Annotated in this window: 19 protein-coding genes; 13 read left to right on the top strand and 6 right to left on the bottom strand. The window is 72.0% G+C overall.

The window, feature by feature from the left end:
• Positions 1 to 37: 37 nt before the first annotated feature.
• The 7 genes from DSM26151_RS14275 (at position 38) to DSM26151_RS14245 (ending at position 8812) form a co-directional block, all read left to right on the top strand.
• Positions 38 to 1912, top strand: a complete 1875-nt coding sequence (locus tag DSM26151_RS14275) for an alkyl/aryl-sulfatase (RefSeq protein WP_234660185.1) — start codon at positions 38 to 40, stop codon at positions 1910 to 1912.
• Positions 1913 to 1934: 22 nt separating this feature from the next.
• Positions 1935 to 2603, top strand: a complete 669-nt coding sequence (locus tag DSM26151_RS14270; protein ID WP_234660184.1) for a GAP family protein — start codon at positions 1935 to 1937, stop codon at positions 2601 to 2603.
• A gap of 75 nt (positions 2604 to 2678) precedes the next feature.
• Entirely contained in the window at positions 2679 to 3815 is a 1137-nt protein-coding gene (locus DSM26151_RS14265; RefSeq protein WP_234660183.1) for an AI-2E family transporter, read from the top strand.
• Entirely contained in the window at positions 3812 to 5554 is a 1743-nt protein-coding gene (locus tag DSM26151_RS14260; protein WP_234660182.1) for a SulP family inorganic anion transporter, read from the top strand. Before DSM26151_RS14265 ends, DSM26151_RS14260 begins: the two co-directional genes overlap by 4 nt.
• A 163-nt stretch (positions 5555 to 5717) precedes the next feature.
• Positions 5718 to 6878, top strand: a complete 1161-nt coding sequence (locus tag DSM26151_RS14255; protein ID WP_234660181.1) for a type III polyketide synthase — start codon at positions 5718 to 5720, stop codon at positions 6876 to 6878.
• Between the two features lie 3 nt (positions 6879 to 6881).
• Positions 6882 to 7658 carry a methyltransferase gene (locus DSM26151_RS14250; RefSeq protein WP_234660180.1) on the top strand — a complete coding sequence of 259 codons (777 nt, stop codon included), beginning with the start codon at positions 6882 to 6884 and terminating at the stop codon, positions 7656 to 7658.
• On the top strand, positions 7655 to 8812 hold the full coding sequence (locus tag DSM26151_RS14245) for an FAD-dependent oxidoreductase (protein WP_234660179.1): 1158 nt from the start codon (positions 7655 to 7657) through the stop codon (positions 8810 to 8812). Before DSM26151_RS14250 ends, DSM26151_RS14245 begins: the two co-directional genes overlap by 4 nt.
• 22 nt (positions 8813 to 8834) lie before the next feature.
• Here DSM26151_RS14245 and DSM26151_RS14240 read toward each other — a convergent pair whose 3' ends face one another.
• Positions 8835 to 9272, bottom strand: coding sequence for a nitroreductase family deazaflavin-dependent oxidoreductase (locus DSM26151_RS14240; RefSeq protein WP_234660178.1), 438 nt, complete (start codon positions 9270 to 9272; stop codon positions 8835 to 8837).
• Between the two features lie 158 nt (positions 9273 to 9430).
• On the opposite strand from DSM26151_RS14240, the gene DSM26151_RS14235 reads away from it, so the two are divergent.
• On the top strand, positions 9431 to 11641 hold the full coding sequence (locus DSM26151_RS14235) for an ATP-dependent Clp protease ATP-binding subunit (RefSeq protein WP_234661908.1): 2211 nt from the start codon (positions 9431 to 9433) through the stop codon (positions 11639 to 11641).
• Between the two features lie 8 nt (positions 11642 to 11649).
• On the opposite strand, the gene DSM26151_RS14230 is transcribed toward DSM26151_RS14235, so the two are convergent.
• Positions 11650 to 12945, bottom strand: a complete 1296-nt coding sequence (locus DSM26151_RS14230) for an MFS transporter (protein WP_234661907.1) — start codon at positions 12943 to 12945, stop codon at positions 11650 to 11652.
• A 92-nt stretch (positions 12946 to 13037) separates the two neighbouring features.
• Here DSM26151_RS14230 and DSM26151_RS14225 point away from each other — a divergent pair, with 92 nt between their 5' ends.
• Complete coding sequence (locus DSM26151_RS14225) at positions 13038 to 14594, top strand: carboxylesterase/lipase family protein (RefSeq protein ID WP_234660177.1); 1557 nt, start codon at positions 13038 to 13040, stop codon at positions 14592 to 14594.
• A 75-nt stretch (positions 14595 to 14669) separates the two neighbouring features.
• On the top strand, positions 14670 to 15719 hold the full coding sequence (locus DSM26151_RS14220) for a zinc-dependent alcohol dehydrogenase family protein (protein ID WP_234660176.1): 1050 nt from the start codon (positions 14670 to 14672) through the stop codon (positions 15717 to 15719).
• 31 nt (positions 15720 to 15750) lie between these two features.
• Here DSM26151_RS14220 and DSM26151_RS14215 read toward each other — a convergent pair whose 3' ends face one another.
• The 4 genes from DSM26151_RS14215 to DSM26151_RS14200 all read right to left on the bottom strand — a co-directional run bounded on the left by DSM26151_RS14215 (position 15751) and on the right by DSM26151_RS14200 (position 18498).
• Positions 15751 to 16341, bottom strand: a complete 591-nt coding sequence (locus DSM26151_RS14215; protein WP_234660175.1) for a nitroreductase family protein — start codon at positions 16339 to 16341, stop codon at positions 15751 to 15753.
• A gap of 215 nt (positions 16342 to 16556) precedes the next feature.
• A complete protein-coding gene (locus DSM26151_RS14210) occupies positions 16557 to 17657 on the bottom strand; it encodes a threonine aldolase family protein (RefSeq protein ID WP_234660174.1) in 1101 nt (366 codons plus the stop codon).
• Between the two features lie 44 nt (positions 17658 to 17701).
• Positions 17702 to 18163, bottom strand: coding sequence for an SRPBCC family protein (locus tag DSM26151_RS14205; RefSeq protein ID WP_234660173.1), 462 nt, complete (start codon positions 18161 to 18163; stop codon positions 17702 to 17704).
• Positions 18160 to 18498 (bottom strand): ArsR/SmtB family transcription factor, encoded by a 339-nt coding sequence (locus DSM26151_RS14200; protein WP_234660172.1) that lies wholly within the window; start codon positions 18496 to 18498, stop codon positions 18160 to 18162. The genes DSM26151_RS14205 and DSM26151_RS14200 overlap by 4 nt, the downstream gene beginning before the upstream one ends.
• A 160-nt stretch (positions 18499 to 18658) precedes the next feature.
• On the opposite strand from DSM26151_RS14200, the gene DSM26151_RS14195 reads away from it, so the two are divergent.
• Genes DSM26151_RS14195 through DSM26151_RS14185 form a run of 3 tightly spaced genes read left to right on the top strand, consistent with a single transcriptional unit; the run spans position 18659 to position 22353 of the window.
• Positions 18659 to 19675: an extracellular solute-binding protein gene (locus tag DSM26151_RS14195; RefSeq protein ID WP_234660171.1), complete on the top strand. Its 1017-nt coding sequence runs from the start codon at positions 18659 to 18661 to the stop codon at positions 19673 to 19675.
• 9 nt (positions 19676 to 19684) lie between these two features.
• Positions 19685 to 21244, top strand: coding sequence for an ABC transporter permease (locus DSM26151_RS14190; protein WP_234660170.1), 1560 nt, complete (start codon positions 19685 to 19687; stop codon positions 21242 to 21244).
• Positions 21241 to 22353, top strand: coding sequence for an ABC transporter ATP-binding protein (locus DSM26151_RS14185; RefSeq protein WP_234660169.1), 1113 nt, complete (start codon positions 21241 to 21243; stop codon positions 22351 to 22353). Before DSM26151_RS14190 ends, DSM26151_RS14185 begins: the two co-directional genes overlap by 4 nt.
• Positions 22354 to 22355: the final 2 nt, after the last annotated feature.

Genomic DNA, 22355 nt, shown 5'->3' with positions numbered 1-22355 from the left:
CCCACGCATCCGATCCGAGTCCGAAGGAGACCCGAGCGTGAACAAGAACGACGCAACCGAAGCCATCCGATCCGCCAACAACCGACTCGCCGACGAACTCCCCTTCGACGACCGACGCGACCTCGAAGCGGCTGAGCGCGGGTTCCTCGGAGCTCCGGCAACCGGCGCGGTCGCCGACGCGGACGGCCGGGTCGTCTGGGATGCCGACCGGGACGCGTTCCTCACCGGTGACGCACCGGCCACCGTGAACCCGAGTCTCTGGCGCCAGTCGTCGCTCGTCGCGCGGCACGGGCTGTTCGAGGTCGTCGAGGGCATCTACCAGGTGCGCGGCATGGACCTCTCGAACGTGAGCTTCATCGAAGGCGATACCGGGGTCATCGTCGTCGACCCGTTGATCTCGAAGGAGACGGCGGCGGTCGCGCTCGCGCTGTATCGGGAGCACCGCGGCGATCGCCCGGTCACGGCCGTGATCGTCACGCACAGCCACATCGACCACTTCGGGGGGATCTTCGGCATCGTCGACCACGACGAGGTCTCCTCCGGTGCCGTCGAGGTGATCTATCCGGAGCACCTCGTCAGCGAGGCCGTCGCCGAGAACGTCTACGCGGGGACCGCGATGGGTCGACGCGCCGGGTACATGTACGGCGCGGCGCTGGAGCGCGGCCCGAAGGGCGCCGTGGGCGCGGGCCTCGGCCAGACCACCTCGACGGGGCACGCCGGGATCATGGTGCCGACCGTCGAGATCCGGCAGACGGGTGAGACCCGCACGGTCGACGGCGTCGAGTTCGAGTTCCAGATGGCGCCGGGAACCGAGGCCCCGGCCGAGATGCACTTCTACCTGCCGCGGTACCGAGCGCTCTGCATGGCCGAGAACGCGACGCACACGCACCACAACCTGCTCACGCTTCGCGGCGCGCTCGTGCGCGACCCGCGTGTCTGGGCGGGATACCTCACGGAGGCCATCGAGCGGTTCTCGGGGAGGACGGATGTCGTCTTCGCGTCGCACCACTGGCCGACGTGGGGCGCCGACCAGATCGAGGAGTTCCTCGGCCAGCAGCGCGACCTCTACGCGTACCTGCACGACCAGACCCTCCGGATGCTGAACCAGGGCCTCACCGGCGCCGAGATCGCCGAGGAGATCCAGCTGCCGCCGGCGCTCGAGAACGCCTGGCACGCGCGCGGCTACTACGGGTCGGTCAGCCACAACGTCAAGGCCATCTACCAGCGGTACATGGGCTGGTTCGACGGCAACCCCGCCAACCTCTGGGCGCACCCGCCGCAGCCGCTCGCCGAGCGCTACGTCGGGGCGATCGGCGGCATCGACCGGGTCGTCGAGGTCGCGCGGGCCGCGTACGACGAGGGCGATTTCCGGTGGGCGGCGACCCTGCTCTCGCACGCGGTGTTCGTCGACCGGGATCACGCGGTTGCGCGCACCCTGTACGCCGACACGCTCGAGCAGCTCGGCTACGGGTCCGAGAACGGCACGTGGCGCAACTTCTTCCTCTCGGGCGCGACCGAGCTCAGGGGCGACAACTTCGGCACGCCGACGACCACGAACGCGCCGGAGATCGTGGCGCAGCTCACCGTCGAGCAGTTGCTCGACTCGATCGCGATCCGGGTCGACGGGCCGAACGCGTGGGACCTGGACCTCGCGCTCGACATCACCCTGAGCGACCTCGGCCGCAACTACCGCGTCACCCTCCGCAACGGGGTCCTGGTCCACATCGTGAAGCCGGCCGACGCCGAGAGCGCAGGTGCGACGATCACGCTCACGAAGCCCCGCCTGCTCGCACTCGCCGCCGGAGACCTCGAGAGCCCGGGGATCGAGCTCACCGGGGATGCCGCCGTGCTCGAGAGCCTCGTGGGGGCGCTCGTCCAGGGCGACCCGGCATTCGACATCGTCCTGCCTTGAACGGGCGAACGGAAGGTACACCGTGAACAGCGTCCTCGGCGAAGTCCTGCCGCTCGCGATCGGCATCGCGATCAGCCCGATCCCGATCATCGCAGCGATCCTCATGCTGCTCTCACCGCGAGCCCGGGTGACGAGCGTCGGCTTCCTGCTCGGCTGGGTGCTCGGCATCCTCGTCGCGGTGACCCTGTTCACGTTGCTCTCCTCGGCGCTGCCGGAGGACGACGGCAGCGCGTCGCCCGTCGCCGGTGCGGTCAAGCTCGTCCTCGGTGCCGGGCTGCTGTTCCTCGCGCTGCGCGAGTGGCGTGCGCGACCGGGGCGGGGCGAGGAGCCTCCGATGCCGGGATGGATGGCCGGGATCGACTCAATGACGGCGGTCAAGGCCGGCGGGCTCGGGTTCCTGCTCGCGGCGGTGAATCCGAAGAACCTGCTGCTCGGTGCGAGCGCGGGCGTCTCGATCGGCGGGGCGGCCATCGGCGTCGGTCCGAGCGCGATCGTCATCGCCGTCTTCACCCTGATCGCGGCGATATCGGTCGCCGTCCCGGTGATCGCCTACCTCGTGGCCTCCGAGCGGATGGGTCCGCCGCTCGAACGGCTCCGGGAGTGGCTGGTGCACAACAATGCGGCGGTCATGGCGGTGCTGCTGCTCGTGATCGGCGTGCAGTTGATCGGCAAGGGCATCGGCGATTTCTGAGCGGATCCGCGCCGTCTCGCGCCCGCGACGGCCGGTCGAGGGAACAGCGCGTCCGGCGCCGCCTAGGGTGGTGCCGTGAACGTCGCGGCGCCCCCCGTCCCGTCCGGCCCGAGCGCGCGCGGGGCGGTGGTCACGATCGCCGTGCTGCTCGTGCTCGCGGCGCTCTGGTTCGCACGGGACCTCGTGGCGCCGCTCGCGCTCGCGCTCGTGCTGGTGGTCATCGTGCACCCGATGCGGCATCCGCTCGAGCGGCGCGGCTGGCCGCGCTGGGCCGCGACGACCGCGGTGGTGGCCGTCGTGTACCTGATCCTCGCCGTGCTCGCCGGGCTGCTCGTCTTCGCCGGGGTCGAGTTCGCCGAGCTCGTGGTCGAGGTGTTCCCCGACCTGCGGGTGGCCGTGGCATCCGTCGCCGACTGGCTCGTCGCGATCGGCCTCGGCGACCGGGTCGCCGAGGCGACCGCGAGCGCACTCGACCCGGCGGTGCTGCTGGGCGTCGCGCAGGGGCTCGGGGGGTGGCTGCTCGCGTTCCTGACCGCGGCGTTCTTCGTGCTGGCGTACGTGATCTTCATGGCAGCGGATGCCTCGCGCTACGGTCGTGCCGAGCACGCGTTCGGCCCAGGCATCCGCCCCCGCCTGGATCGGCTCCGCGCCCTGAACTCCGGCATCCGCCGGTACTACGTCGTCAACGCCTCGTTCGGTGCGGTCGTCGCGATCGTGGACGGGTTCGCGCTGTGGGCGCTCGGAATCCCGGTGCCCGCCGTGTGGGCGATCCTCGCGTTCGTGACGAACTTCATCCCGAACATCGGCTTCGTGCTCGGGCTCGTGCCGCCCGCCGTCCTCGCGTTCGTCGTCGGCGGGGTGCCGCTGCTGCTCGCCGTGATCGCCGTGTACAGCGTCGTGAACGTCGTGCTGCAGGTGCTCGTGCAGCCCAAGTTCGTCAGCGACGCCGTCGACCTCTCGCTCACCCTGAGCTTCGTGTCGGTCGTGTTCTGGACCTTCGTCATCGGGCCGCTCGGCGCGATCCTCTCGATTCCGCTCACGCTCGTGGCGCGCGAGGTGCTGCTCGGGCCCGAGCGGTCGTGGCTGCGCTGGCTGTCGGGCAACGCCGCCGTGCATTCGCCCGGGCCGACGCCCGAAGTCCCGCCCGCGGCCTCGCCCGAGCCTGAACCCGAGCCCGAGGCCGAGCCCTCGCCGGCCGAGGAGGATCGATGACCGAACCAGAGCCTCCGCGGCGGTTCGCACGGGCACGCGAGGCACTCGGCAAGGTGCCGGGGGGTCGTCGGGTGCGGCGGCTGTTCCGACGCGAGACGCTGGGCAAGGACGCGGTCGCCGGCGTCGTGCTCGGCGTCGAGAGCGTGCCCGACGGGCTCGCGAGCGGACTGCTCGCCGGCGTCAACCCGATCGCCGGCCTCTACGGGTACCTCTTCGGCATGCTCGGCGCCGCGTTCTTCACGAGCAGCTCGTTCATGGCGGTGCAGGCGACCGGCGCCATGGCCCTCGTCGTCGCCGACACCGACCTCTCGGCCCGCCCGGACCCCGACCGAGCGCTCTTCACGCTCGCCGTCCTGACCGGGGTCGTCATGATCGTGGCCGGGGTGCTCAAGGGCGGGCGGCTCCTGCGCTTCGTGCCCACATCGGTCATGACCGGGTTCGTGACCGCGGTCGGGGTCAACATCGTGCTCGGCCAGCTCTCCAACCTGACGGGGTACGAGAGCGACGCCGCCAACCGGGTCACCCGCGCGTTCGACCTGATCGTGAACATCTGGCGGATCGATCTTCCGACGACGCTCGTCGGGGTCGTGACGCTGGCCCTCATCGTCTGGCTGACGCGCACCCGGCTGGCGTCCTTCGGCCTGGTCGTCGCCGTGCTCGTCGGGTCGGTGCTCGCATGGGCGAGCACGGCCTGGCTGGGATGGCCGGTTGCGGTGGTGAGCGACATCGCCGACGTCCCGAACGGACTTCCGCTGCCGGTGCTCCCGAGCCTCGACGACGTCGCGTACCTCGCCATCCCGGCCATCTCGCTCGCCTTCGTCGGCCTCATCCAGGGGGCGGCGGTCTCCTCCGGCATCCCGAACCTCGACGGCCGTCCGGCCGACGCGTCGCGCGACTTCATCGGCCAGGGCGTCGGCAACGTCGTCGCCGGACTCTTCCGGGGAATGCCGGTCGGCGGATCGATGTCGGCCTCGGCGCTCATCGCCGCCGCCGGAGCGAGGACCAGGCTCGCGCTGGTCTTCGCGAGCGGCGTCATGGCGGCGGTGATCCTGTTCGCGTCGGGCGTGGTCGCCTACGTCGCGATGCCGTCGTTGGCCGCGCTCCTGATCGTCGTGGGCATCGGCGCGATCAAGCCCGCCAAGATCCTCTCGGTCATGAAGACCGGCGTCCTCCAGACGACGGTGATGGCGGTCACCTTCGCCCTCACCCTGGTCGTCCCGCTGCAGTTCGCGGTGCTCGTCGGCGTCGGCATGGGGATCATCCTCTACGTCGTGCAGCAGTCCAACCAGGTCCGGGTCCGTCGCGCGATCGTCATGCCCGACGGCCGCGTGAAGGAGACCGATCCCGGCCCGACCGTGCCGGCCGGAGAGGTCATGGTGCTGCAGCCGTACGGGAGCCTGTTCTTCGCAAGCGCCCCGGTGTTCGAGTCCAGGCTGCCCGTCGTCGAGGACACCTCTCGGGGGACGGTCGTCATCATCAGGCTCCGCGGGATCGACGAGCTCGGAATCTCGCTCGTCGAAGTGCTCCGCAGGTATGCCGCAGACCTCGATGCGCTCGGCTCGCAGCTCAGGCTCGTGGTCTCGAGCGAACGGATCGTCTCCCAGCTCCGCAGTGGCGGGGTCACCGCGATCATCGGCGAGTCCTCCGTCTACCGTGGCACCGAGTGGCTCGGCGAGACCCTCCGCCAGGCGCACGATGACGCCCTCGAGTGGGTCGAGGAGCGACGCGAGAACGGTTGACGCGGCATCCGCTCACGGTCGGCGGCCGCCCGGCCGTCGCGCACCGGTGAGTCTGCTGGCAGGGGGACGATCGGTTCTGGCCACGGGCGAGGTCCGGCGTTAGTCTGCAAGCGGGGAAGGGGGCACCCATGCCGCTGCGACGGATCGAGATCGGAACGACGGCGTGAGCCCGGGCAGGAACGGGCGGGTGCACCTGCGGGGGTTGTCGACCGCGGTCCCCCCGACCGAGCTCCCGCAGGCCGCGGTCCGCGACGTGTTCGCCGCGCAGCCCGGATTGAACCGCCTCGCGCAGCGGATCATCACGACCTCGTTCGACGTGTCCGGCATCGAGCGGCGGTACACGGCGCTCGCCGAGCTCACCTTCGACGCCCGCGACGAGGAGCCCGTGTTCTTCGACAACGGCAGCGGCGAACTGCTCCTGCCCGGGACCAAGGCGCGCAACGAGATCTACGCGACCGAGGCGACCAAGCTCTACCTCGAGGCGGCGCGGCGCGCCATCTCCGCGACGCCGGGCGTCGAGGCATCCGACATCACGCACGTCGTCACCGTCTCGTGCACCGGGTTCTACGCGCCCGGCCCCGACTACATGCTCGTGCGCGAGCTCGGCCTCGGGCCGGCGGTGCAGCGCTACCACCTCGGATTCATGGGCTGCTACGCATCCCTCCCGGCGCTGCGCACCGCGGCGCAGTTCTGCACGGCGGATGCGGATGCCGTCGTGCTCGTCGTGAGCGTCGAACTCTGCACGCTCCACCTGCGCTCGTCGAACGACCCCGACACGATCGTCGCCTCGTCGCTGTTCGCCGACGGTGCCGGAGCGGGCATCGTGACCGCCCGCCCGCCCGAGGATGGCGAGCGCTCGTTCGTCCTCGACCGGTTCGAGACCCGCATCACGCCCGTCGGCGAGGGCGACATGGCCTGGAAGATCGGCGACCACGGGTTCGAGATGGTGCTCTCGAACGCCGTCCCGGCGATCATCGACGACCACATCACCGGTGCGCTCGAACCGTTGCTCGCCCCGGATGCCGACCTCGCCGAGGCACTCGCGACGGATGCCGCGGGCGACCACGTCGCGCACTGGGCCATCCACCCCGGCGGGCGCAGCATCCTCGACAAGGTCGAGGCGCGCCTGTCCCTGTCGGAGGAGCAGCTGCGGCCCGCGCGCGAGACCCTGCGCGATTTCGGCAACATGTCGAGCGCGACCGTGCTGTTCGTGCTGCGGAACATCCTCGACCGTGAGGCGGCCGCCGACGGCGACCGCGTCGCCGCCATGGCGTTCGGCCCGGGCCTGACCGTCGAGTCCGCGCTCATGACGGTCGAGGGCTGACGGATGTCGCGAGCCGACGCCGCGCTGAGGGGAGGGCTGCGCGAACCCGGGCTGCTCCGGGCCCTCGCGGGCCTCGGCGAACGGGACCGGCGGTCGCGTGAGCGCATGGACGACCCCGCGGCCGATCCCGTGATGCTCGAACGCACCTACCGCAGGTTCGCCCTCGTCAACCGGGTCGTCTCCCGGCCGGCGGCGGTCTACGAGGAATGGGTCCGGCCGAGGCTGTCGGCGACGCATCGGGCGCGCATGCTCGACATCGGAGCGGGCGGCGGCGACCTCCCGATCCGGATCCTGCAGCTCGCCCGGCGCGACGGACTGCCGCTCGAGGTCGTCGCCATCGACCCCGACGAGCGGGCCGTGCGCGCGTGCTCCCGCTTCGACGACCCCGCGTTCCGTCCGCGGATCGCGACCTCCGCCGACCTCGTGGCCGAGGGCGAGGCGTTCGACGTGGTCTGGTCGAACCACGTGCTCCACCACCTCACCGCACCCGAGCTGGGCGCCCTGCTCGCCGACACCGAGCGACTCGTCGCACCGGGCGGCATCGGCGTGCACGGCGACATCGAGCGCGGGCGCGGCGCGTACCTCGGATTCTGGGCGGCGACGCTGCCCTTCGCGTGGAACGTGCTCTCCGGCTCGTACATCCGGCCCGACGGGCTCACCTCGATCCGGAGGAGCCACACGGCCCCCGAACTGGCACGCGTCCTCCCCGAGGGATGGCGGGTCAAGCGGGGGTTCCCGTCGCGCCTCGAACTGGTCTGGGGGAGCGAGATCCTCCGATGACCGGGTCGGGCGATCGCACGATGCACGACGTCGTCGTCGTGGGCGGCGGAGCGGTCGGGCTGCTGCTCGGCTGCCTGCTCGCCCGGCGGGGCCTGCGCGCCGTCGTGGTCGAACGGCGCAGCCATGCCGCGCCGGCCGGCACGTCGTCGCGAGCCATCGGCATCCACCCGCCGGGGTTGCGGGCACTCGCCGCGGCGGGCGTCGGCGACGAGGTGCGCCGACGGGCGGTCGTCATCCGCGACGGCCGCGTGACGTGCGACGGACGGACGCTCGGCTCCCTCCGGTTCCCGAAGTCCGGCCGCGTCCACTCGCTCCCGCAGCGGGAGGTCGAGGCGCTCCTGGAGGCCCGGCTCGCCGGGGCGCGGACGGTCGACCTCCGGCGGGGCCTCGAGGTCCACGGCATCACCGACCGCGGAACGCACCTGATCGTGCACGCGGACGGGAACGACGGCGCCGTCGACCTCGCGGCGCGCTACGCGGTCGGGGCCGACGGCGTGCGCAGCGGCATCCGCTCGCTCATGGGCGCGGAATGGCGACCGCACGGCGGGCGGGCGAACTACGTCATGTGCGACACGCGCGACGACACCGGGGAGCCCGAGACCGCCCTGCTGCACTTCGAACCGTCGGGCGTCGTGGAGTCGTTCCCGATGCCGGGCGGCCGGCGCCGGTGGGTGGCGCGCGTGCGCCGCGAACCGGTCGACCTCGACGTGGCCGCGGTCGCCACGGTCGTCGCATCGCGGACGGGCGCCGCCTTCGACGCGGATGCCGCGTCGGAACCCACGGCGTTCGAGGCGTCGCAGCACGTCGCGTACCCGATCGCGGCGGGTCGGGTCGCGCTCGCCGGCGATGCCGCGCACGAGATCAGCCCCATCGGGGGCCAGGGCATGAACCTCGGCTGGAGCGATGCCGTGCACCTCGACCGCGAACTGGCCGCTGCGCTCGCCGCCTCGGCACCGGTCGACGTGTTCGGCGCCTACGATCGCGCGCGGCGCGCGGCCGCGTCGCGAGCCGTCAGGCAGGCCGCGTTCAACATGCGCATGGGTGCGCCGGCGAGCGGCCTGCCGCTGCGGGCGCGGAACGCCGCCGTGCGCGTGCTCGGACTGCCGGGGATGCGCGGCGTGCTCGCCCGGACGTTCACGATGCGCTGGCTCTGACCCGTGGGCCGCCGTGCGCGGGTCAGCCGACCGGGGTGAGCACGAAGATCGGGATCTCGCGGTCGGTCTTCGCCTGGTAGTCGTCGTAGTCGGGCCAGACCTCGGTCGCACGCGACCACCACAGCTCCTTCTCGGCGCCGCTCACCTCGCGTGCGAGGTAGTCGCCCTTGCCGTGGCGGTCCTGGAGCTCGACCAGCGGCTGTTCCTTCAGGTTGAAGTACCAGGCGGGGTGCTCGGGCTCGCCGCCGCGGCTCGCGACGACGGCGTATTCGCCGTCGTGCTCGACGCGCATGAGTGCCGTCTTGCGCAGCTTGCCGGTCTTCGCGCCGACCGTGGTGAGCACGATGACGGGCCGGCCGCGCAGCGAGTTCGCCTCGCGACCCCCTGTCGCCTCGTAGGTCTCGGCCTGGTCGCGCGCCCACTTGGACGTGCTGGGTGCGTAGTCGCCGTGCAGCGGCATCCGTTCCTCCTCGTTCGGGTCCGTGCTCCACCGTAACGCGACCCCTCGACCGTGCATTCCCTGTCCACAGGCGTGCTCGTGCGTGAGCGGAACAGGGAGGCGAGGACAGAGTTGAGTCGTATAGACTCAAGTTTGACGAAGGGACCGATGTGGCAAACATGCAGGGCGCGCCGAGCTCGCAGGAGGAGCAGAAGTCGGCGCTCGAACAGTACGGCGTCAACCTCACTGAGATCGCCCGGCAGGGCAGCCTCGACCCAGTGATCGGCCGCGACGCCGAGATCCGCCGGGTCAGCCAGGTGCTCACCCGGCGCACGAAGAACAATCCCGTGCTCATCGGCGAGCCCGGCGTCGGCAAGACCGCCGTCGTCGAGGGGCTCGCGCAGCGCATCGTGGCCGGCGACGTCGCCGACTCGCTCAAGGACAAGCAGCTCGTCGCGCTCGACATCTCGGCGCTCGTCGCGGGCGCCATGTACCGAGGCCAGTTCGAGGAGCGACTCAAGGCCGTGCTCAAGGAGATCAACGACGCCGAGGGCCGCATCATCACCTTCGTCGACGAGCTTCACCTGCTCATGGGCGCGGGCGGCGGCGAGGGCTCGGTGGCGGCCTCCAACATGCTGAAGCCCATGCTCGCGCGCGGCGAACTGCGGCTCATCGGGGCGACGACGCTCGACGAGTACCGCGAGTACGTCGAGAAGGACGCCGCGCTCGAGCGCCGCTTCCAGCAGGTGTTCGTCGGCGAGCCGAGCGTCGAGGACACGATCGCGATCCTCCGCGGGCTCAAGGGCCGGTACGAGGCGCACCACGGCGTGACGATCACCGATGCCGCGCTCGTCGCGGCCGCCGCGCTCTCGAACCGCTACATCACCGCGCGGCAGCTTCCCGACAAGGCGATCGACCTCATCGACGAGGCGATGTCGCGCCTGAAGATGGAGATCGACTCGAGCCCGGTCGAGATCGACCAGCTCAAGCGCCAGGTCGATCGCATGAGGCTCGAGGAGCTCGCGCTGAAGAAGGAGAAGGACGAGGCCTCGAAGGAGCGCCTCGAGCGCCTGCACGAGACCCTCATCGAGAAGGAGCGCGAGCTCGCGTCGCTCGAGGAGCGCTGGTCGCGCGAGCGGATGTCGCTGAACCGCGTCGGCGAGCTGAAGAAGCGCCTCGACGAGGCCGTCACCGAGCGCGACCGCGCGATGCGCGAGGCCGACTACGCGCGCGCGTCGAAGCTCGAGTACGAGACGATCGCGCAGCTGCAGCGCGACCTCGAGGCCGCCGAGCAGGCCGAGCAGGCGCCCGACGAGCCGCGGATGGTCAACGAGCAGGTGACCGAGGAGGACATCGCCGCGGTCATCGCGCAGTGGACCGGCATCCCCGTCGGCCGGCTCATGCAGGGCGAGACCGAGAAGCTGCTGCACCTCGAGCAGGAGCTCGGGCGTCGCGTGATCGGCCAGCGGCGTGCGGTCGAGGCCGTCGCCGACGCGGTGCGTCGGGCACGCGCCGGCGTCTCCGACCCCGACCGGCCGACCGGATCGTTCCTGTTCCTCGGCCCGACCGGCGTCGGCAAGACCGAGCTCGCCAAGGCGCTCGCGTCGGTGCTCTTCGACGACGAGCACGCCATGGTGCGCATCGACATGTCGGAGTACGGCGAGAAGCACTCGGTGGCGCGTCTCGTCGGCGCGCCCCCCGGCTACATCGGCTACGAGCAGGGCGGGCAGCTCACCGAGGCCGTCCGCCGCCGCCCCTACTCGGTGATCCTGTTCGACGAGGTCGAGAAGGCGCACCCCGAGGTGTTCGACGTGCTCCTGCAGGTGCTCGACGACGGGCGGCTGACGGACGGCCAGGGCCGCACGGTCGACTTCCGGAACGTGATCCTCGTGCTCACCTCGAACCTGGGCTCGCAGTTCCTCATCGACCCGACGCTCTCAGAGGAGGAGAAGGAGCAGGCGGTCATGGCCGCGGTGCGGCAGTCGTTCAAGCCGGAGTTCGTCAACCGCCTCGACGACCTCGTCGTGTTCTCGGCCCTCACGCACGAGGAACTCGGCGAGATCGTGAACCTCTCGATCGACCGGCTCACCGCGCGACTGCACGAGCGTCGGCTCGAGCTCGGCGTCACGCCCGACGCGCGGACCTGGCTCTCCGAGCGCGGATACGACCCGCTGTTCGGCGCCCGGCCGCTGCGCCGGCTCATCCAGGCCGAGGTCGCCGATCGGCTCGCCCGGGCACTGCTCGCGGGCGAGATCCGCGACGGCGACGCCGTCGTCGTCGGGCTCGCGGGCGACGGCGAGCACCTGACGGTCACGCGCGCGCCCGCGCCGGGCGACGCACCCGAGGGCGGCGACCACGACGTCATCGATGCGGAGATCGTCGAGGAGTAGGACGAGCGTCAGGACGGCTCGGACGTCGGCGTCGGCATCGGGGACGGCGACGCCGGCGTCGATGGTTCCGGGACGCCGTTCGCCGTCGCCGGGACCCGGCGCTCGAGCGCGATCGCGAGCGCGATGATCGCCACGCATCCGACGACCATCGTCGCGATGTAGCCCGCGTGCCACCCGTGCCCGAGCAGCAGACCGGCGGCGATCGGCCCGGTGATCGCGCCGCCCTGGAACGCGGCCGCGTTCACCGCGTTGACGCGGCCGCGGTTCCGGTCGCTCGCGAGGTCGTTGTACATCGCGGGCACGGTCGGCTGGAGCATCGTCTCGCCGAAGGCGAAGACGCCCATGAACGCGAGCACGCCGATCGCCGCGGCGATCGAGTCGGGGACCAGCCCGGTCGCGCCGAGGATCAGCCACGAGACGATCCACACGAGTGCCATGACCTGCATCACGCGCGTGCGCCGGTGCCCGGAGATGAGCTTCAGCACGGTGAACTGGAGGAGCACGATCACCGCGGTGTTGACCGCGAACGAGAAGCCCACGACCTGCGTGGACACCTCGGACACCTGCCGGGCGAAGGCGGGGAAGCCCGCCTCCATCTGGCCGTAGCCGATGAACATCGCGATGAACGTGAGCAGCGTGAGCCAGAGGATCGCCGGGCGGCGGAGGATCGCCCGGTAGCTCATCGCGTCGCCGTCGTCGGGGTGGTCGTCGTCGCCGCCCTGCGTGCGGACGTGTCGGAGCGGACCGAGCAGCAGGGCCATCGGGATGAGCTGGCCGGCGGCGTCGGCCAGGAAGATCGTCGTGAACGTCGCCGGTTCGTCGACGTCGATGAAGAAGCCGCCGATGATGCCGCCCACGCCGATGCCCAGGTTCACCAACGCGAAGTTGATGCCGAAGTACTGCTGTCGGATCTCGCCGTCGACGACCGTGGCGATGAGCGCGTTGAAGCCCGGCCACGAGACGCCGAAGTTGACGCCCATGAGCACGAGCGAGACCGCCGCGACCGCCGGGTGCGTCGCGTACGCGAGCAGGGTGCAGCCGGCGATCATCGCCGCCAGGCCGACGAGCAGCACCGAGCGGGCGCCGTACCGGTCGATCAGGGAGCCGCCCGGCCCCGTGACGGCGAGCGCCGTGATCGCGATGACGCTCATGAGCGCACCCGAGAGCGCGAGGTCGAACCCGCGCACCTCGTGCAGGTAGATGATCGTGAACGGCAGCGTCAGCCCGCGCCCGAGCGTCTGGATCGCGACCGTCGAGAGCAGCCAACGCCCCTCGGTCGGGAGCGCGTTCCAGAAGGGTCGCATGCCGGTCACCTGTGCAGTCTGCCGCATCCCGCAGACATGCCGACGCGGCATCCGCTACCGGCAGTTCACCCGGGCGACCTACCGTCGAGCGCATGTCGTTGGGGGTGCGCAGAGACGATGGGTTGGTCGTCGAACTCGACACGGGCGCGGTCCGAGGGCGGCGTCGGCGTGGCACGCGGCAGTGGCGCGGCATCCCGTACGCGGCCGCGCCCGCGGGGGACCTGCGGTTCCGCGCCCCGGTGCCGGCCGCGCCGTGGGGCGGCATCCGCGACGCCGCCGACTTCGGGCCCGTCGCGCCGCAGCACCGGCGCGGCCAGTTCCTCGGCGCGGCCGAGCACCTCGCGCGAAGCGAGGACTGCCTGCACCTGAACGTCACCGCGCCGGATGCGGGCGAGCACGGCGGGCTCCGACCGGTCATGGTCTTCGTGCACGGGGGCGCCTACAGCGTCGGCTCGGCAGCCGAGTACCCGAGGCAGGGCGAGCGGATGGCGCGTGCGCACGGGGTCGTCTACGTCGGCATCGACTACCGCCTCGGCGCGCTCGGCTGGCTCGACCTGCGGGCGTACTCGAGTCCGCGGCATCCGTTCGAGGCGAACCTGGGCCTGCGCGACCAGGTCGCCGCGCTCGAGTGGGTGCGACGCAACATCCGCGCCTTCGGCGGCGACCCCGACCGGGTGACGCTCTTCGGCGAGTCGTCCGGCGGCAACTCGGTCACGACCCTGCTCACGGTTCCCGCTGCCGAGGGGCTCTTCGCGCGGGCGATCGCGCAGAGTTCGCCCGCGAACGCCGTCTACCCGCCCGAGATCGCGCAGCGGTGGGCGGCCGAGTACGTCCGCATCCTCGCGCGCATGGTCGACGACGACGACCTGGAGAGCGAAGCGCCCGAGGACGCCGCCACGATGCTGCGCACGACCGACCCCATGCTCCTGGCCGCCGCGACGACCGAACTCTGCGTGCGCACGCCAGACGAGAACCCGGGCACGATCGCCCTCGCGCCGGTGATCGACGGGGAGTTCCTGCCGCGGCGCCCGCTCGACGCGTTCCGAGACGGTATCGCTCACCGCGTGCCGCTCATCATCGGCACGAACGACCGCGAGGGCTCGCTGTTCGAGGGGCGCATCGACATCCTGCCGACGACCAAGCCGCGGATCCGCGCGATCTTCGCCAACACGCGGAAGAAGTCGCGCAAGGCGATCACGGCGCGCTACCCGGGGCTGCCCGAGCGGCGCGCAGCCGCCGACTTCGCGGGAGACTTCACGTTCTGGTTCCCGAGCGTCAAGGTCGCCGAGCGGCACTCCCGATACGCGCCGACCTGGTGCTACCGGTTCGACGCCGCGCCGCGCGCGGCGCGCTGGCTCGGCCTCGACGCGACCCACGGGCTCGAACTGTTCGCGCTGTTCGAGAAGTTCGACACCCCGGTCGGCACGGGGCTCACCCTGCTCGGCGGGCGGCGCATGTTCCGTGCGGTCGGGCGGCGGATGCAGGCGCACTGGGCCGGCTTCGCGGCATCCGGTCGCCCTCGCCCCGCTTGGCCGCGCTACGACGAGCGGTACCGTCGCACGCTCGTGTTCGACGCGGTCGACCGCGTGGTCGCCGACCCGCGACGGAAGAAGCGGCGCGCATGGCAGGAGTTCGTGCCGCACGTGTGAGCGGGCGTGCCGCGAACCTCCGTGCGGCCGTGCCGCCGACAGGGTCACGCGGGCGCTGAGCGTAGGCTCGCATGCATGCTCGCCACCGTGATCCACGCCGCCCGTGACATCCGCGTCGAAGAGGTGCCCGACCCCGAACTCTCGACCGGGGGCGACGCGATCGTGCGCGTCGTCGCCGCGTGCGTGTGCGGCTCCGACCTCTGGCCGTACCGCGGCGTGACGCCGACGCACGAACCGCACCGCATCGGGCACGAGTTCGTCGGCGTCGTCGAGTCGGTCGGGCCCGAGGTCGCCGCGGTGAAGCCGGGCGATTTCGTCATCGCACCGTTCTACGTGTGCGACGGCACGTGCGCGAACTGCCGCAACGGCGTGAGCACGTCGTGCCTCGCGGGCAGCTGGTGGGGCGGCGACGACCGGGTGGGCGGCGTCGCCGATGGCGGCCAGGGCGAGCGGGTGCGCGTGCCGCTCGCCGACGGCACGCTGTTCGTCGTGCCGGGCCCGGTCGCCGACGACGAGGTGCCCGGCCTCCTCGCGCTCTCCGACGTCATGGGCACCGGCCACCACGCCGCGGTCTCGGCGGGTGTCGGCCCGGGCGATTCGGTCGCGGTCGTGGGCGACGGGGCCGTCGGGCTCTGCGCGATCATCGCCGCGAAGCGGCTCGGGGCGACCACCATCGTCGCGATGTCGCGCCACGCCGACCGGCAGGCGCTCGCCCGCGAGTTCGGCGCGACGCACATCGTCGAGGAGCGCGGCGACGAGGGTGTCGCGCGCGTGCGGGAGCTCACCGGCGGCATCGGCGCCGACCGCGTGCTCGAGTGCGTCGGCACCAGGGAGTCGATGGACCAGGCCCTGCGCTCGACGCGCCCCGGCGGCATGGTCGGCTACGTCGGCGCGCCGAACGGCGGGCCCGAGCTGCCCGTGCGGACCATGTTCAACCGCAACATCGGCGTGAACGGCGGGGTCGCGCCCGTGCGCGGCTACATCGGGGAGCTCCTTCCCGACGTGCGCTCCGGCGCCATCCGCCCCGGCCGGGTCTTCGACCTCGAGCTGCCGCTCGCGGATGCCGCCGAGGCCTACGCCGCGATGGACGAGCGCCGCGCGATCAAGGTGCTGCTGCGGCCCTGACGAGGGGGCCGCGAAGCGCCCGGCCGGGGGCTCACGCCGCGGCGATCACCAGTTCGTCGAGCGGCTTGCGGGTTCGCGGCGCTGCCTCGCGCTCGCGCAGCGGTTCGGGCAGCGTCGACGCGTCGCCGAGCATGCCGAGCGCGGTGACCGACACGACCTCGTACCGTTCGTCGAGACCGAAGGCCTCGGCGAGTCGTGCCGGGTCGAACCCGCCCATCTGGTGGGTGTGGAGGCCGTCGTGCTGCGCCTGCACCGACAGGTACGCGACCGCCTGGCCGAGGTCGTAGGTGGCCCACCGGCGCGGCGCGCCCGACTCGTCGACCGTCTCGGCGACGTTCACGATGAGGGCTGCTGCCGAGTCGGCCCAGGCCTGGTTGAAGCCGACGAGCGCATCGTGGATCGCGCTGAATGCGGGGGTGCCTCGGCGCGCGACGATGAACCGCCACGGCTGCACGTTGTTGGCCGAGGGCGCCCAGCGCGCGGCTTCGAGGAGGGTGCGGATCGTCTCGTCGGAGACGTCGGCGGTGGGGTCGTAGGCTCGGGGGCTCCAGCGTTCGCGGAGCGGGGCGATGAGCGGGGCGTCGGTGGGGACGCGACGGGTCGCGACGTCGATGAGGGTCATGGGGTGCCTTCCGGTGGTTCCGAGGGAAGGACTCCGTCGTCCCAGTCCATTGCAACGCATGGAGGCTCCGAGAATTCCGGGAGCGGTGTCGCTCCGCAACTCGCCCCTCGCCCTCGCCCTCGCCGCGCTTGCCTCCGAGTGATGCGCTTGTCGCCGAGTGATGCCGGTACCGCCGAGTGATGTCGCTGCAGCGGCATCACTCGGCGGCGCGAGTATCACTCGGCGGAGGGGTGTGCGCGCGCGAGTTCCTCGCGGATGCCGGTGACGAACGCGTCGATGTCGTGCTCGGTCGTGTCGAACGAGCACATCCAGCGCACTTCGCCGCGCGCGGCATCCCAGTCGTAGAACTTGAAGCCCCGGTCGCGGAGCCGGTCGGCGACGCCGCCGGGCAGTGCCGCGAAGACCCCGTTCGACTGGGTCGCCTGCGTGAACGACAGGCCGGGCAGCTCGCCCGCGGCGATCCCCGCGTCGAGCGCGTCGCGCAGGCGCGACGCCATGGCGTTGGCGTGCGAGGCGTTGCGCAGGTACAGGTCGCCGTCGAGCAGTGCGACGAGCTGGGCCGACACGAAGCGCATCTTCGACGAGAGCTGCATGTTGAGCTTGCGCAGGTACTTCAGGCCCTCGGATGCCTCCGGCTCGAGCACCACGATCGCCTCGCCGAGCATCGCGCCGTTCTTGGTGCCGCCGAAGCTGAGCACGTCGACCCCGGCGTCGCGGGTGAACGCGCGCAGCGGCAGGCCGAGGGATGCCGCCGCGTTGCTGATGCGGGCGCCGTCCATGTGCAGGCGCATGCCGCGTTCGTGGGCGTGGTCGGCGAGCGCGCGGATCTCGTCGACGGAGTAGGCGGTGCCGAGCTCGGTCGTCTGGGTGATCGACACGACCAGCGGCTGCGCCCGGTGCTCGTCGCCCCAGCCCCACGCTTCGCGATCGACGAGCTCGGGCGTGAGCTTGCCGTCATCCGTCGGCACGGTCAGGAGCTTGATGCCGCCCACGCGCTCGGGCGCCCCGCCCTCGTCGACGTTGATGTGGGCCGTGGATGCCGCGATGACCGCGCCCCAGCGCGGGAGCATCGACTGCAGCGCGGTCACGTTCGCGCCCGTGCCGTTGAACACCGGGAACACCTCGACGGGGTCGCCGAAGTGACGGGCGAAGACCTCGTGCAGGTGACCCGTGTAGTCGTCGTCGCCGTAGGCGACCTGATGCCCACCGTTCGCGCCCGCGATCGCGGCGAGCACCTCGGGGTGCACGCCGGAGTAGTTGTCGGAGGCGAAGCCGCGGAAGGCGGTGTCGTGCAGGGGCTGGAACTCAGGGGTCACCGGACGATTCTCCCAGACGCGCGGCGGCGTCGGTGAGCGGCGTGTCAGTGCGCGGCGGCGAGGAGGTGCTCCCCGAGGATGTCGAACGCCGAGTCCCAGCCGTCGTACACGTTCTCATCGCCCGGTGCGCCGGGGAAGCCGCGGACGTGGAACAGCATCTCGGTCCTCGAGTCCTCGAGCTCCCGCAGGTCCACCGTGATGACGGGGGCGCTCTCGTCCGGGTCGCCGGGTGAGCCCCAGGTGAAGACGAGTCGCCGGGGCGGGTCGACCTCGCGGTAGACGCCGGCGGTCGGGTACTCGGTGCCGTCGGCCGGGTCCACCATCGTGTAGGCGTACCTGCCGCCCGGCCGGGCGTCGACGGAGACGCTGCCGTCCTTGATGACGATGCCGCGCGGGTGCCACCATTCGGCCGCGTCGGCGGACTCGGTCCAGGCCAGCCAGACCGCTTCGCGGGGCGCATCGAAGATGCGGGTGATGGTGAACTGGGCGTCGGTCTGCGCGGTCATGGGGTTCCCCTTCTCATCCGTCGGAGGTGCTCGTCGAGCAGGTCGAAGCGCTCGTTCCACTCGCCGCGGTGGCGTTCGACCCAGTCGGACGCCTCGTCGAGCGGTTCGGTGCGCAGCGTGCAGGTTCGCCACTGCGCGCTCGCAGTGCGCTCGATGAGCCCGGCGCGTTCGAGCACGCCGAGGTGCTGCGAGATCGCGGGGCGGCTCATCGCGAAGGGCTCGGCCAGGTCTCCGACGGTCGTCGGCCCCCGGTGCAGGCGCGAGAGGATCGCGCGCCTGGTGGGGTCGGCGAGGGCGTGGAACACGAGGCTGAGCTCGTCGGATGCGCCCGCCATATAAGCAACTCCTTAATTAGTGATCTGCTTAATCTAAACGGGAGCGGATGTCGCGTCAAGACCCCCGACTCGTCCCGTGGGTCAGGTGAGGCTAAGCTTGCCTGGTCCGGACTCGACGGGCGCTCACCTTTCACACCGACCACGTTGGAGCAGCACGCCCATGCGCGCACACCGCGGACTCGTCCTCGCGGGCGGCCTCGCCGCCACGGCCATCGCCCTCAGCGGATGCACCGCCTCGCCCGGCGACGACGACACGCTCACCGTCTACGTCGGTCGCGCCGAGAGCCTCGTCGGCCCCCTCATCGAGCAGTTCGAGGAGGAGACCGGCATCCAGGTCGAGGCGCGCTACGCGGCGACCCCCGAGCTGACCGCCCTCGTCCTCGAAGAGGGCGATCGAACGCCCGCCGAGGTCTTCCTCTCACAGGACGCCGGCGCCCTCGGCGCCCTCTCCGACGCCGACCTCGTGACCGAGATCCCCGCCGACCTCGCCGATCAGATCCCCGCGGGCTTCACCTCCACCGACGGCTCGTGGGTCGGCGTCACCGGCCGCGCTCGGGTGCTCGCCTACGACAGCGAGCAGCTCACCGAAGACCAGGTGCCCTCGACCGTCGACGACCTCACCGCCGACGAGTGGGGCGGGCAGGTCGCCTTCGCTCCGGGCAACGCCAGCTTCCAGTCCTTCATCACCGCCCTGCGCGTGCTCGAGGGCGAGGAGGCCGCAGCCGAATGGGTCGCCGGCATGGCCGACAACGAGCCCGAACTGACCGAGAACAACCTCGCCTCGCTCGACCTCGTGAACACAGGTCAGGCGCAGATCGGCCTGATCAACCACTACTACTGGTACCGGCAGGCGGCCGAGGTCGGCGCCGGCAACATGCGCGCGCAGCTGAAGTTCCTCCCGGGCGATCCGGGCGGCATCGTCAACGTCACCGGTGCCGCGATCCTGAAGGGCGCCGCCGACGACGCCGACGCGCGCGCGTTCGTGGAGTTCCTCATCTCCGAGCAGGCCCAGCGCTACTTCGTCGAGGAGACCTTCGAGTATCCGCTGCTCCCCGGCATCGACGCACCCGAGGGCCTGCCCGCGCTCGAATCGCTCGTGAATCCCGGTCTCGACCTCAGCGACCTCCACTCGGTCGGCGAATCGCAGCGCCTCCTCGCCGACAACGGCCTGATCTAGCCTCGAGCGATGACCGCGGCCGCGACCACGACCCCACGCCGTCCGTGGGGGCTCGTCGCGGCATCCCTGGCGGCGGTCGCGCTCGCCGCGATCCCGGTCGTGCACCTCATCGTGCGCGTGGCATCCGCCGACCCGGCCGAGCTCACCGCGGTCTTCGAGCGGCCCCGGATCCCGCTCCTCGTCGGCAACTCGGTGCTGCTCGCGGCATCCGTCACCGCGACCGCGGTCGCGCTCGGCGTGCCGAGCGCCTTCCTGCTCGCGCGGGCCCGGCTGCGGTGGCGGGGCATGTGGGCGGTGCTCGCAGCCCTCCCCCTCGCGATGCCCTCCTACCTCGCCGCATACGGCTGGCTCGCGTGGCAGCCGTCGATGCGCGGCTTCTGGGCGGCGTGGCTCGTGCTGAGCTTCGTCTCGGTCCCGTACGTCACCCTTCCCGTCGCGGCGGCGCTGCGCATCGGCAGCACCGGCCTCGACGACGTCGCGCGCACGCTCGGCCGCGGACCGCTCGGATCGTTCATGCTCGGCACCTGGCCGCAGATCCGGCCCGCGGTGCTCGCGGGCGCCCTCCTCGTCTGCCTCTACACGCTCAGCGACTTCGGCGGCGTCGCACTGTTCCGGTTCCCCGTGCTCACGACCGCCATCCAGCAGGCGTACTCGGCCAGCTTCAGCCGCGACGAGGCCGCCGTCCTCGCCGTCATCCTGGTGAGCCTGGCGCTGCTCGTCGTGGTCGGCGAGCAGTTCGCCCGCGGCCGCGCCGCGCGGCGCATCCAGGCGGCGCCCTCGGTGGGGCGGCGACGGATGACGCGGCTCGGGCCGTGGACCGTTCCCGCCGTCGGACTGCTCGTGCTCGTGCCCGCCGTCGCCGTCGTCGTGCCCGTCGCGGTGCTGCTCGGCAGGGTGCTGACGGCCGAGACGCTGCAGGCGTTCGAATTCGCCGAACTCGGCACCGCGCTCGCGAACACCGTGCTGCTCTCGGCCGGAGGCGCGGTCGTCGCCGTCCTGCTCGCGCTGCCCATCGGCATCCTCGCGGCGCGGCACCGCGGCCGGCTCGTCCGGGGGATCGAGTCCGCCGGCTACCTCGCGCTCGGCCTGCCCGGCATCGTGGTCGGCCTCTCGCTCGTGTTCTTCTCGCTGAGCGTCGTGCCGGCGCTCTACCAGACCGCGCTCGTGCTCGCGTTCGGGTACGGCGTGCTGTTCATGCCCAAGGCGATCGGCTCGATCCGCTCGGCGACCGGGCAGGTGCCGGTCTCGCTCGAGGACGTCTCGCGCACGCTCGGCAACTCGCGCGCACGCACCTGGTGGGCGGTCACGGCGCGCCTGGCCCGGCCCGGGATCTTCGCCGCAGCGCTGCTCGCCGCGGTCTCGGCCATGAAGGAGCTCCCGGCCACGCTCATGCTGCGGCCGACCGGCACCGACACGCTCGCCACCGAACTCTGGCAGCGCACCGACATCTCCGCCTACGGGGCTGCCGCGCCCTACGCCGTTGCACTGCTGCTGGTCGCCGCGGTGCCCGCATTCCTGCTCTCCGACGCGCGCGCCGGACGAGAGGCGACCAGAGAGGCGATCGCATGAGCCGGTTGGAGGTGCGCGACCTCACGGTCGGGTACGAGGGCGCGCCCGTGCTGCACGGCGTCGACGTCGAGGTGCCCGAACGCGAGCTGCTCGCCATCGTCGGCCCGAGCGGATGCGGCAAGACCACCCTCCTGCGCACGATCGCGGGCCTGCTGCGCGCGCGATCGGGAGAGATCCGCATCGGCCTCCGGATGGTCACGACCCACGGCATCCACCTCGCGCCCGAGAAGCGGCGCATCGGATGGGTCCCGCAGGACGCCGCGCTGTTCCCGCACCTGACGGTCGCCGAGAACGTCGCGTTCGGGATGCTCGCAGGGCGAGGCTCCTCGCGCGCCGCGCGACGCGCCGCGGGATCCGACGAGGTGCGGCGTCTGCTCGACCTCGTCGACCTCGGGCCGCTCGCCGCCCGCCAGCCCGGGCAGCTCTCCGGCGGGCAGGCGCAGCGCGTCGCGCTCGCCCGGGCCCTCGCCTCGGGTCCGGAGCTGGTCCTGCTCGACGAGCCGTTCGGCGCGCTCGACCCGATGCTGCGTGCCGAGCTGCGCGCCTCGGTGCGCGAGCTCCTGCGCGCCGAGGGCGTCACCGGCATCCTCGTCACCCACGACCAGGCCGAGGCGCTCTCGATCGCCGACCGCGTCGCGGTCATGCGCGGCGGGCAGGTGCTCCAGCTCGGCACGCCCGAGGAGGTCTACCGCTCCCCGGCGACGCCGTGGGTCGCCGGCTTCGTGGGCGATGCGGTCTTCCTCACGGGAGTCCTGCACGGCGACGAGGTGGTCACCGGCCTCGGCCGGATGCGTGCCGTTCCGGCAGCGGATGCCTCGGGGCAGGCGCCCGCCGACGGCTCCGAGGTCACGGTGCTCGTGCGACCGGAGGAGGTGCGCGTGCGACGTGCGGACGCGCCGTCGGTCGCGACGCCGGCCGACGAGGTCGAACTCGACGGCATCGTGACGGAGGTCGAGTACACGGGCCACGACGCGATGCTCGTGGTCGCGCTGGCCGACGGGCAGCGGCTTCGCGCGCGGGTCACCGCGTCGGGGCTCGTTCCGCGCGGGTCGGAGGTGCGCGTGTCGATCGCCGGACCGGTGCTCGCCTACGCGCCCGCAACCGACTGAGA

The sequence above is a fragment of the Agromyces marinus genome (genome assembly GCF_021442325.1).
Classification (GTDB): Bacteria; Actinomycetota; Actinomycetes; order Actinomycetales; family Microbacteriaceae; genus Agromyces; species Agromyces marinus.
This window is presented reverse-complemented; position numbering and strand designations above follow the sequence as displayed.